Annotated in this window: 11 protein-coding genes; 5 read left to right on the top strand and 6 right to left on the bottom strand. The window is 65.9% G+C overall.

The genetic code is table 11. The annotated features are described in order from the left end of the window. The 4 genes from uvrB to I6F28_RS28120 form a co-directional block, all read right to left on the bottom strand. Positions 1 to 2,941 (bottom strand): excinuclease ABC subunit UvrB (gene uvrB, locus I6F28_RS28135; protein WP_225142237.1); only part of this gene is annotated, 2,941 nt, incomplete at its 3' end. Positions 2,942 to 3,034: 93 nt separating this feature from the next. Beyond that, positions 3,035 to 3,262 (bottom strand): hypothetical protein, encoded by a 228-nt coding sequence (locus I6F28_RS28130; protein WP_109145304.1) that lies wholly within the window; start codon positions 3,260 to 3,262, stop codon positions 3,035 to 3,037. A 52-nt stretch (positions 3,263 to 3,314) separates the two neighbouring features. Then, positions 3,315 to 3,539 carry a hypothetical protein gene (locus I6F28_RS28125; protein ID WP_036040082.1) on the bottom strand — a complete coding sequence of 75 codons (225 nt, stop codon included), beginning with the start codon at positions 3,537 to 3,539 and terminating at the stop codon, positions 3,315 to 3,317. A gap of 100 nt (positions 3,540 to 3,639) precedes the next feature. Beyond that, positions 3,640 to 4,554, bottom strand: a complete 915-nt coding sequence (locus I6F28_RS28120) for a LysR substrate-binding domain-containing protein (RefSeq protein ID WP_225126816.1) — start codon at positions 4,552 to 4,554, stop codon at positions 3,640 to 3,642. Positions 4,555 to 4,753: 199 nt separating this feature from the next. Between I6F28_RS28120 and I6F28_RS28115 the strand changes: the two genes are divergently transcribed. The 3 genes from I6F28_RS28115 to I6F28_RS28105 all read left to right on the top strand — a co-directional run bounded on the left by I6F28_RS28115 (position 4,754) and on the right by I6F28_RS28105 (position 6,574). Beyond that, positions 4,754 to 5,533 (top strand): TSUP family transporter, encoded by a 780-nt coding sequence (locus tag I6F28_RS28115; RefSeq protein ID WP_225142235.1) that lies wholly within the window; start codon positions 4,754 to 4,756, stop codon positions 5,531 to 5,533. After that, a complete protein-coding gene (locus I6F28_RS28110; RefSeq protein WP_225142233.1) occupies positions 5,530 to 5,760 on the top strand; it encodes a hypothetical protein in 231 nt (76 codons plus the stop codon). The genes I6F28_RS28115 and I6F28_RS28110 overlap by 4 nt, the downstream gene beginning before the upstream one ends. A gap of 115 nt (positions 5,761 to 5,875) precedes the next feature. Next, complete coding sequence (locus tag I6F28_RS28105; RefSeq protein WP_225142231.1) at positions 5,876 to 6,574, top strand: glutathione S-transferase family protein; 699 nt, start codon at positions 5,876 to 5,878, stop codon at positions 6,572 to 6,574. Between the two features lie 63 nt (positions 6,575 to 6,637). On the opposite strand, the gene I6F28_RS28100 is transcribed toward I6F28_RS28105, so the two are convergent. Next, positions 6,638 to 6,853, bottom strand: a complete 216-nt coding sequence (locus I6F28_RS28100) for a cysteine-rich CWC family protein (protein WP_225142229.1) — start codon at positions 6,851 to 6,853, stop codon at positions 6,638 to 6,640. Between the two features lie 118 nt (positions 6,854 to 6,971). Between I6F28_RS28100 and I6F28_RS28095 the strand changes: the two genes are divergently transcribed. Together I6F28_RS28095 and hmuQ are read left to right on the top strand one after the other, a co-directional pair. After that, a complete protein-coding gene (locus I6F28_RS28095; protein WP_225142227.1) occupies positions 6,972 to 8,030 on the top strand; it encodes a DUF1800 family protein in 1,059 nt (352 codons plus the stop codon). A 270-nt stretch (positions 8,031 to 8,300) separates the two neighbouring features. Further along, positions 8,301 to 8,624, top strand: coding sequence for a heme-degrading protein HmuQ (gene hmuQ / locus I6F28_RS28090; protein ID WP_036030903.1), 324 nt, complete (start codon positions 8,301 to 8,303; stop codon positions 8,622 to 8,624). A gap of 179 nt (positions 8,625 to 8,803) precedes the next feature. Here hmuQ and I6F28_RS28085 read toward each other — a convergent pair whose 3' ends face one another. Then, positions 8,804 to 9,259, bottom strand: coding sequence for a GNAT family N-acetyltransferase (locus I6F28_RS28085; protein ID WP_109145980.1), 456 nt, complete (start codon positions 9,257 to 9,259; stop codon positions 8,804 to 8,806). Positions 9,260 to 9,267: the final 8 nt, after the last annotated feature.

Raw genomic sequence — 9,267 nt, 5'->3', positions numbered from 1 at the left:
CACCCCTTCGCCCCGGTGCCCCGCCCGTCGACTTCGGCGCGGGCCCGAACTCCGGTCCCGACTGCCGCGAATCCGTCGGCTGGATGATCCTGCTGGTGCTGCCGAACGGCTTTGACGGCAGCGCGCGGCTCTCGCGATAGGGCAACGACTCCGGGCCGTGCATCTCGTCGAGATGCGGCTTGTGCACGCGGGAGCCCTTAGCCCCGCCGGCCTTGAGCGCGGTTGCGGCACTCTTGTTCTTCATGGCGCTGACCGGGAGGTTGGCGGCATCGCCGTATTTCTTCGCTCCTGCATAGGCGCCCGCCTTGGTCGCGACGGTGCGCTGCTTGGCGGTGGGGTCGTCGACCACGGCGAGCTCGGTCGCGCGCAGGCGCTTGACCTCGTCGCGCAGGCGGGCGGCTTCCTCGAAGTTCAGATCGGCGGCGGCCTCGCGCATCCTCGTTTCGAGATCGGCCAGCACGGCCTCGAAATTGTGGCCGATCGAGATGACGTCGTCGGTCATGTCGTGGCCGCCGACCTCGACCAGCACGTGGTCGCGCTCGTAGACCGAGTTGAGGATGTCGCCGATCTGCTTCTTCACGCTCTCCGGCGTGATGCCGTTGGCATTGTTGTACTCGACCTGCTTCTCGCGGCGGCGGTTGGTCTCGGCGATGGCGCGCTCCATCGACCCCGTCATCTGGTCGGCATAGAGGATCACCTTGCCGTCGACGTTGCGCGCGGCACGGCCGATGGTCTGGATCAGCGAAGTCTCGCTGCGCAGAAAACCTTCCTTGTCGGCGTCGAGAATGGCGACCAGGGCGCATTCGGGGATGTCGAGACCTTCGCGCAAGAGGTTGATGCCGACCAGCGCGTCGAAGGCACCGAGACGCAAATCGCGGATGATCTCGATGCGCTCGATCGTGTCGATATCCGAGTGCATGTAGCGGACGCGGATGCCCTGCTCGTGCAGATATTCGGTGAGGTCCTCCGCCATGCGCTTTGTGAGGACCGTGATCAGTGAGCGATAGCCCGCTTGCGCAGTGGCTCGCACTTCGCCGACGAGGTCGTCGACCTGCGTGCGCGCGGGGCGAATATCGACGGGAGGATCAATCAGTCCGGTGGGACGAATGACCTGCTCGACGAACACGCCGCCGCTCTCGTTCAGCTCCCAGCTGCCCGGGGTTGCCGACACCGCGACGGTCTGCGGCCGCATCATGTCCCATTCCTCGAAGCGGAGCGGGCGGTTGTCCATGCAGGAGGGCAGGCGGAAGCCGTATTCGGCCAGCGTCGCCTTGCGCCGGAAGTCGCCGCGGAACATGGCGCCGATCTGCGGGATAGTGACGTGGCTCTCGTCGGCGAAGATCAGCGCGTTGTCGGGCACGTATTCGAACAGCGTCGGCGGCGGCTCGCCGGGGCGACGCCCGGTGAGGTAGCGCGAATAGTTTTCGATGCCGGCGCAGCTGCCCGTGGCTTCCATCATCTCGAGGTCGAAAGTGGTGCGCTGCTCCAGCCGCTGCGCTTCCAGCAGGCGGCCCTGGTTGTGGAGCTGGTCGAGCCGCTGCTTCAACTCCGACTTGATCGACTTGATCGCCTGCACCAAGGTCGGCCGCGGCGTCACATAGTGCGAATTGGCGTACATCTTGATGAATTCGAGCTCGTCCTGCTTGTGGCCGGTGAGCGGATCGAACTCCTCGATGCTCTCGATGGTGTCCCCGAACAGGTTCACGCGCCAGGCGCGGTCTTCATAGTGCGCCGGGAAGATGTCGATGACGTCGCCGCGGACACGGAAGGTACCGCGGGTAAAATCGGCCTGGGTGCGCTTGTACTGCAGCGCGACGAGGTCGGCGATCAGCTGGCGCTGGTCGATGCGCTCGCCCTTCTTCAGCGCGAAGGTCATCGCGGTGTAGGTCTCGACCGAGCCGATACCGTAGATGCAGGACACCGACGCCACGATGATGACGTCGTCGCGCTCGAGCAGCGCGCGCGTCGCCGAGTGTCGCATGCGGTCGATCTGCTCGTTGATCGAGGAATCCTTTTCGATGTACGTGTCCGTGCGGGGCACATACGCTTCCGGCTGGTAGTAGTCGTAATAGCTGACGAAATACTCGACCGCGTTGTCCGGAAAAAAGTTCTTGAACTCGCCATAGAGCTGGGCGGCCAGCGTCTTGTTCGGCGCCAGGATCAGGGCCGGGCGCTGCGTCGCCTCGATCACCTTGGCCATGGTGTAGGTCTTGCCGGAGCCGGTGACGCCGAGCAGCACCTGCGAACGGTCGTTGCGATTGATGCCCTCGACCAGCTCGGCGATCGCGGTCGGCTGATCGCCCTTGGGCTCGTAGGCCGACTTGATCTCGAACCGGACACCGCCTTCGGACTTCTCCGGGCGCGGCGGCCGGTGTGGCGTCCACACCTTCATGGAGCCGTCGCCCTTGCGGAACTCCGGCCGGCCCTCGCGGATCAGCGATTCCAGCGCATCCGCGGTGGCCTTGACGCCGAGCGCCTCCATCTTGGACCGCGGCGGACGCGCCAGCGCCTCGGCATCGTCCTCCTCGGTGGGCAATCCGAGCTGCCGCGCCAGTTCCGGATCGAGCGTCGGAATCGTGGCCGCAGTTCCGTAATTGGCTTGCGGCGCATCCTCCAGTCCGGCCAGCTCACTGGACTGACGGGCGCCCGGCGGCTGCGGATTGGGCCGCAGCGGCATCGGCCGCGCCGCATCTTGCGGAAACTCCTTCGGCGTCGAAGCCCGCGCGCGATGCGCGGCGGCCTCGCCCCCGGCGCGGCGGTCGCGCGAATTGTCCGGCGGCGGCTGCAGGCCGGTGCCCGATCCCAGGCCCGCATCGCCGCGATTGATCGCGGGATTGAGCAGTTCGGCCAGCGCCGGCCCGATCGGCTGCACGTCGGGGCGATGAGCTTTGGATTTGGGAGATTTGCCGGATTTTTCGGAGGATGCAGGTTTCTTCGCCATGAGGCGAATATGGGACGAGTCCGCCCCGCAATAAAGGGTGAATGCCCGTGGCCGTGCAGGCTGCTGACAGCAGGTTGGCAGCAGCCCTGCGGTTCACGCCGCCGGCAGCGGCCCCTCGTCGTCTCCGGCCGCGACATTCGGCTCGAGGATGTCGAGATGAATGCCGCCGCAATCGGTGCAGCGCATGGTCCAGTACTCGCATCCGGCGCGGCCGCCGATCACACGGAGCACCGTGAGATCGCTGTCGCATTCCGGGCAGTTGGACAGCACTGCGCGGGCGTAGATCCGCGGCCGCGCTGCATCGGTTTCGATGATGGACATGACCGGTTCCCCCTTTTTCCGCCGCCCTGTCTCTGATCCGCCTGCGGACCGCCTATTCGTCGGCGTCGCCGGCCCGCAGCCGGAAACGATCGATGTGGTGCTTGGCATCGGCAATCGCGGCATCGCGATCGGGCCAGGCGAACCCGACTTCCATGGCCGGAAACAGCACGCCGTCGATGGCCACCGGGCTGAGATCGGCACGGCGGATCCGCGCGTGCCACAGCCCCTTGCCAGCTTCGAAGGATTCGATGTCAAAGCCGTCGTAGAGGGTCGTCATGAGTGTAGGTCCCACGTTTCTTTTCGGAGGGTCACGAGACCACGTCTGCGGATTTTGGGATGTGAAGCCGTTCACAAGCGGGCGGCTTTTTTGCCCGCCTTCAGTTCCGCGCTGCAGCACGGCCGATCCGGCGCGGCCGGGCGGCGGGTTCCGATGCCGCCCGCATGATCCAGCGGCGGAAGGCGGCAAAGTCGCGCTGCTCGGTCTGGAAGCTGCGATAGAGCAGGTACCAGCGCATGCCCTTGGGCACCGAGAGGTCGAACGGCGCCACCAGCCGGCCGGCCGCGAGATCGTCGTCGATATAGGGGCGGATGCCCATCGCGATGCCGAGCCCGTCGGCCGCGGCCTGCAGCGCCTGGCCGTAGAACTGGAACTCGGGCCCGCGCGCGTTGATCCTCGCTGTGCCCGCCGCTTTCAACCAGATCGGCCAGTCCTCGGGTGAGTGCGCGACGCGGATCAGGCTCGGTCCCTTCAGGTCGGCCGGGCGCTTCAATCCGCCGGCAAGGCGCGGCACGCAGACCGGGGTGAGGTCGCCGGCGAACAGCGGCTCGGCGACGAGGCCGGGCCAGTCGCCGGTGCCGAGCTTGATGCCGCAATTCCAGTCCTCGCCGAACGGCACCGTGGCGCCGCCGGTGGTGAAGCGCACCTCGATGTCGGGCTCCTCGCTGCGAAACTCCGACAGGCGCGGGATCAGCCAGCGCATCGCAAAGGTGTGGCCGACGCCGATGGTGAGCACGCGCACGCTCGCCGGCGCCGTCACCTGCGCCGTGAGGCTCGCCAGCGCATCGAAGATCGGGGTCAGCCCGCTCTGATAGGCGCGGCCGGCCTGCGTCAGCACTAGCCTGTTGGCCTTGCGCTCGAACAAGGCGACGCCGAGCCGCTCTTCGAGCAGGTGCACCATGCGGCTGACGGCGGCCGCCGATACGCTCAGCTCCAGCCCGGCCGCAGCAAAGCTGCCGGTCCGCGCCGCCGCCTCGAACGCCTTGATGCCGTTGAGAAACAGCAGCCGCCGCAAATGACCCACCCTCAGGAAAGCTGATGCCAGGGCAAGATAACTCAGTTTGCGGAAGAGGCGCAAGCGAGGCACAAGAATGAGAGTAATTCCAAGTTGTGTTTCAGGCGGCGACCGCGATCTTCGCCTCTCCCCGCTTGCGGGGGGAGGGAGTGATGCAGCGTTCGTCCCTTACGTTGAGCTACCACCGGAGAACTCCCTCGTGACGCCCATCATGATCGCTGCCCTCGGATTGCTGATGGTGGCCACGGCATTCCTGTCGGGGCTGTTCGGCATGGCGGGCGGGCTGATCCTGATCGGCGTGCTCTTGGCGCTGATGCCGCTGCCGACCGCGATGGTGCTGCATGCGATCACGCAGATGGCCTCGAACGGCTGGCGCGCGTTCCTGTGGCGGGCGCATATCCGCTGGCGGCCGGTTGCGAACTATATGGTCGGCGCGGCCGTGGCACTCGCGGCGTGGTCGCTGACCCGCTACGTGCCGGACAAGCCGACGGCGCTGCTCTTGCTCGGCATCACCCCGTTCATGGCGCGGCTCCTGCCGGCGAACATCAAGCCGGATCCTGATAGCCTCTGGCAGGGCACGGTCTACGGCACGATCTGCATGGGCCTGATGCTGATGACCGGTGTCTCCGGCCCGCTGCTCGACACCTTCTTCCTCGGCGGCGATTTCGGCCGGCGCGAGAAGGTGGCGACGAAAGCGATGTGCCAGGTCGTCAGCCATTTCACCAAGCTGATCTATTTCGGCGGCATCATCGATCAGGCCGCGGGCCTCGATCCCGTGCTCGCCGTCGTCGCGATCGCAGCCTCGATGCTCGGCACCACGCTGGCGCGGCGCATCCTCGAAGCCATGACCGACCAGCAGTTCATCGCCTGGTCGAACATGCTGATCACCACCATCGCCTGCTACTACATCGTCCACGGCGGCTGGCTGTTGCTGCGTGCGCCGGTTCTGGCCGCCTTCGATAAGGGAGGTTTGCAATGAGCGAAGTCGCCGATCCGCTGGTGCTGGACTTCGTCGAATGGGTGGCGCGCGAGCCACGCGCCTACGCCGAGGTGATCGCGACCTGGAAGACCTCGTGCCCGCGCCTCACCATCTGGGAGGACGCCGCCGAGCGCGGCTACGTCGCGCGCGAGACGATTGCCGGTCTCGGGCTGGTGATCGCGGTGACGGAAGGCGGCGAGAGGCTGTTGCGCGCGAACGGGCGGTGACGCGCACACCTCTCTCCACATCGTCATTGCGAGCGCCAGCGAAGCAATCCAGAATGTCTTTCGCGGAAGCAGCCCGGATTGCTTCGCTGCGCTCGCAATGACGGAGCACTGCTCAATGTCGCTCAAACTCTACGAACTCGTCGGCACCGATCCCGCGCGCCCCTTCAGCCCGTATTGCTGGCGCACCCGGATGGCGCTCGCGCACAAGGGCCTTGCGGCGGAATCGCTGCCCTGGCGCTTCACCGAGAAGAGCGCGATCGCGCCGCACGGCTCGGAGAAGGTCCCGGTGCTGTTGCATCATGACAAGCCGATCGTCGATTCCTGGACTATTGCGAACTATCTCGAGGACACTTTTCCGGATCGCCCGTCGCTGTTCGGCGGCGAGGGCGGCCGCGCGATGGCGCGCATGATCAATGCGTGGGGCGACATCGCCATCGTCGGCGGCATCTTTCCGCTCATCATCGCCGACATCCCGAACAATCTGAATGAGGTCGATGCCGCCTATTTCCGCAAGTCGCGCGAGGCGCGCTTCGGCGGCAAGACGCTCGAGGAGATCATGGCGGGCCGCGATGCGGGCGTCGTCGCGTTCCGCAAATCGCTCGAGATCATGCGGCAGACGTTCAAGACGCAGCCTTTTCTCGGCGGGCAGGCACCGAACTACGCCGACTACATCGTGTTCGGCGGATTCCAATGGGCGCGCGTGGTCAGCCCGTTCAAGCTGCTCGAAGCGGATGATCCAGTCTATGCCTGGCGCGAGAGGCTGCTGGATGCGTTCGACCGCATGGCGCGGAAGTCGCCGGGACATGAGGTGTAAACTTCGTAGCCCGGATGGAGCGCAGCGAAATCCGGGGCCGGTGCTAGCGGAACGATTCCCGGATTACGCTTGCGCTCCATCCGGGCTACGCGCCGCCGCTTTCCGCAAGCACTCCCGGCACAGGCAGTCGTCGCCCTCGAGCGGCATCGGCAGTTTTGCCGTCTCCTCCGCGCACCAGCAATTGCCTGAGAGATCGCAGCCGAATTCGCTGCCGCAACGGGAACAGGTGAGACGGCGCGCAAGTGCCGGCGCTGACGGGATTTCTTTCGGATTTGTCATGTTTTACGTCGAAGCTTCGCCGTCATTTTCATGGCGGGCTCATCTGCCGCTGCAGTATATTACGCGCCGACCGCGTCGAAAGGAAAGCATCTCGCAGCGCGCGAAGGACAGATCATCGATGGCCCGCGATTCGCAAGCCGCTCTCGTCGCGCTCAACCGCTTCGGCTTTGGCGCCCGCGGCGGTGCATCGGGCGATCTCGTCAACGCAAGCTCCGATCCGCGCGGCTTCGTGAAGGCCGAGCTTTCGCGTCCCAATGGCGTGCTGCTGGAAGCGCCGGGCCTGCAATCGACGCCGCAGCTCGGGCAGGCCGTGTTCGCCTATCAGAACCAGGTCAAGCAGGCGCGTGAGGCGGCGAAGGCTGCTCCGCCCGCCGAGACGCCGCCCGCCGATCAGAACGCGCCCTTGCGCCGCAATCTCTCGCTGAATGCAGCGGCAGAGATCACCGGCCAAATGGCCGATGCAAAGCCCGCCGAGAACACCGTTCGGCCCGAGGCCATGCAGCCGAACGCCGCGCCGCCTGCTGCCAAGCCAGCGCCGCAGCCGCTCAATGTCATCCAGAAAACCTTTCGCGCCGAGGCACTGGCGCGGCTGCAGCGCGCCACGCTCGCCGAGTGCGGCTTCACCGAGCGCCTCGTCGCGTTCTGGTCCAATCATTTCTGCATCTCCGCCAGCAAGGGCGAGCTGGCGCGGATCTGGGCCGGGGCGTTCGAGCGCGAGGCGATCAGGCCGCACGTGCTCGGGCGCTTCGCCGACATGCTGAGGGCCAATGAAGGGGGCCCTGTGGGGCGTCTCGCCTTCCTGCTCGGCGGCCTCGACGGCGCGCTCGCCGAATTCGAAAGCGGATTAAGGGATCGCTGGCGCGACACCGTCGTGGTGGTCGCCACCGAGTTCGGCCGCACCGCGCGCATCAACGGCACCGAGGGGACCGATCACGGCACCGGCACGATCGCCTTGCTTGCCGGCGGCGCGGTGCAAGGCGGCCGGGTGATCGCGGACTGGCCCGGCCTCAGGCTCGCGAACCTGTATGAGGGCCGTGACCTCAAGCCGACCACGGATCTGCGCTCGGTGATCAAAGGCGTGCTGCAAGATCAGTTCGGCCTGTCCGATCGCACGCTGGCCGAGACGGTGTTCCCCGACAGCGCAAGCGCAATGCCGATGAAGGGGCTTGTGGTCTGACTTAACCTCTCCCCGCCCTTCTGCGGGGAGAGGTCGGATTGCTCAGGCGCGTGCGCCTGAGCAATTCGGGTGAGGGGCAAGGCACACTATTCCCGAGAGGGGAGTCCATCCGATTCCCACATTGACCGTGCGTGCATCGCGCACATCGCCTACAATCGAGACCGAACTCGCGGAGGCAGCCCCTCACCCCACCCTCTCCCCGTAAGAACGGGGAGAGGGAGCGAGAGAGCACCGCATCCTGACGATCGCGCCCACAGGAGACACCACCCCATGTACATCGCCATGAATCGCTTCCGCGTCGCCAAGGGCTCCGAGGCTGCCTTCGAGCAGGTCTGGCTCACGCGCGACACCCATCTCGACAAGGTGCCTGGCTTCATCGAGTTTCACCTGCTGCGCGGGCCGGAAGCCGAGGACCACACGCTGTACGCCTCGCACACTGTGTGGGCGAATTATGCGGCGTTTGAGGCCTGGACCAAGTCGGAAGCGTTTCGCGCCGCGCATCATAAGGCCGGCGACAACAAGCCGCTTTATCTCGGCCATCCCCAGTTCGAAGGTTTCGAGGTGATGCAGACCGTGGGGCGCGGCGCCAAGTAACGCTGCCAAGTAACGCTGCCAGCAAAAAAATGCGGCCCCTGTCAGACGCGGCGACTGACGGGGACCGCTTGGGGCGCATGATCGGTGACGGGGGGCCTGACCAGACGCAGGGGCAGCCTAGCCTTGCTGTGTTACGCGCGGGTGACAGGTTGGAGTTATCCACAGGCTCCCGGCACGCCTCAGAAGATCTTGCGATAGACGATGAAGCCGGAGCGCTCCGCGACCTTGTCGTACAGGCGCTGCGCCGTGAGATTGGTCTCGTGCGTCTGCCAGTAGACGCGCGGCGATCCCGCCAGCTTCGCCCGCTCGTAGACGCCATGGATCAGCGCCGAGCCGACGCCCTTGCCGCGCGCGGCCTCTGATGTGAACAGGTCCTGCAAATAGCAGGACGGCTCGATCGCGGTGGTGCTGCGATGGAACAGATAATGCGTCAGCCCGAGCAGGCGGCCGTTGTCCTCGGCGACCAGCGCATGCATCGGCTCATAAGCATCGAAGAAGCGCTGCCACGTCATCCCAGTGATCTCGGGCGCGAGCGCGGTCGGACCGGAGCGGCCGTAAAAGGCGTTGTAGCCGTCCCACAGCGGCAGCCATTGATCGTAATCCTGCCTGGTGACGGCGCGAATGATGAGCGACATGTGAATTT

Origin of the sequence: Bradyrhizobium sp. NBAIM14 (assembly GCF_020193895.1) — a bacterium.
Classification (GTDB): domain Bacteria; phylum Pseudomonadota; class Alphaproteobacteria; order Rhizobiales; family Xanthobacteraceae; genus Bradyrhizobium; species Bradyrhizobium yuanmingense.
This window is presented reverse-complemented; position numbering and strand designations above follow the sequence as displayed.

Coding starts and splice junctions, on each gene's coding strand:
- I6F28_RS28125 (WP_036040082.1), bottom strand. CDS start 3,539: ATGACGACCCTCTACGACGGCTTTGACATCGAATCCTTCGAAGCTGGC.
- I6F28_RS28105 (WP_225142231.1), top strand. CDS start 5,876: ATGTCGCTCAAACTCTACGAACTCGTCGGCACCGATCCCGCGCGCCCC.
- I6F28_RS28110 (WP_225142233.1), top strand. CDS start 5,530: ATGAGCGAAGTCGCCGATCCGCTGGTGCTGGACTTCGTCGAATGGGTG.
- hmuQ (WP_036030903.1), top strand. CDS start 8,301: ATGTACATCGCCATGAATCGCTTCCGCGTCGCCAAGGGCTCCGAGGCT.
- I6F28_RS28085 (WP_109145980.1), bottom strand. CDS start 9,259: ATGTCGCTCATCATTCGCGCCGTCACCAGGCAGGATTACGATCAATGG.
- I6F28_RS28095 (WP_225142227.1), top strand. CDS start 6,972: ATGGCCCGCGATTCGCAAGCCGCTCTCGTCGCGCTCAACCGCTTCGGC.
- I6F28_RS28130 (WP_109145304.1), bottom strand. CDS start 3,262: ATGTCCATCATCGAAACCGATGCAGCGCGGCCGCGGATCTACGCCCGC.
- I6F28_RS28100 (WP_225142229.1), bottom strand. CDS start 6,853: ATGACAAATCCGAAAGAAATCCCGTCAGCGCCGGCACTTGCGCGCCGT.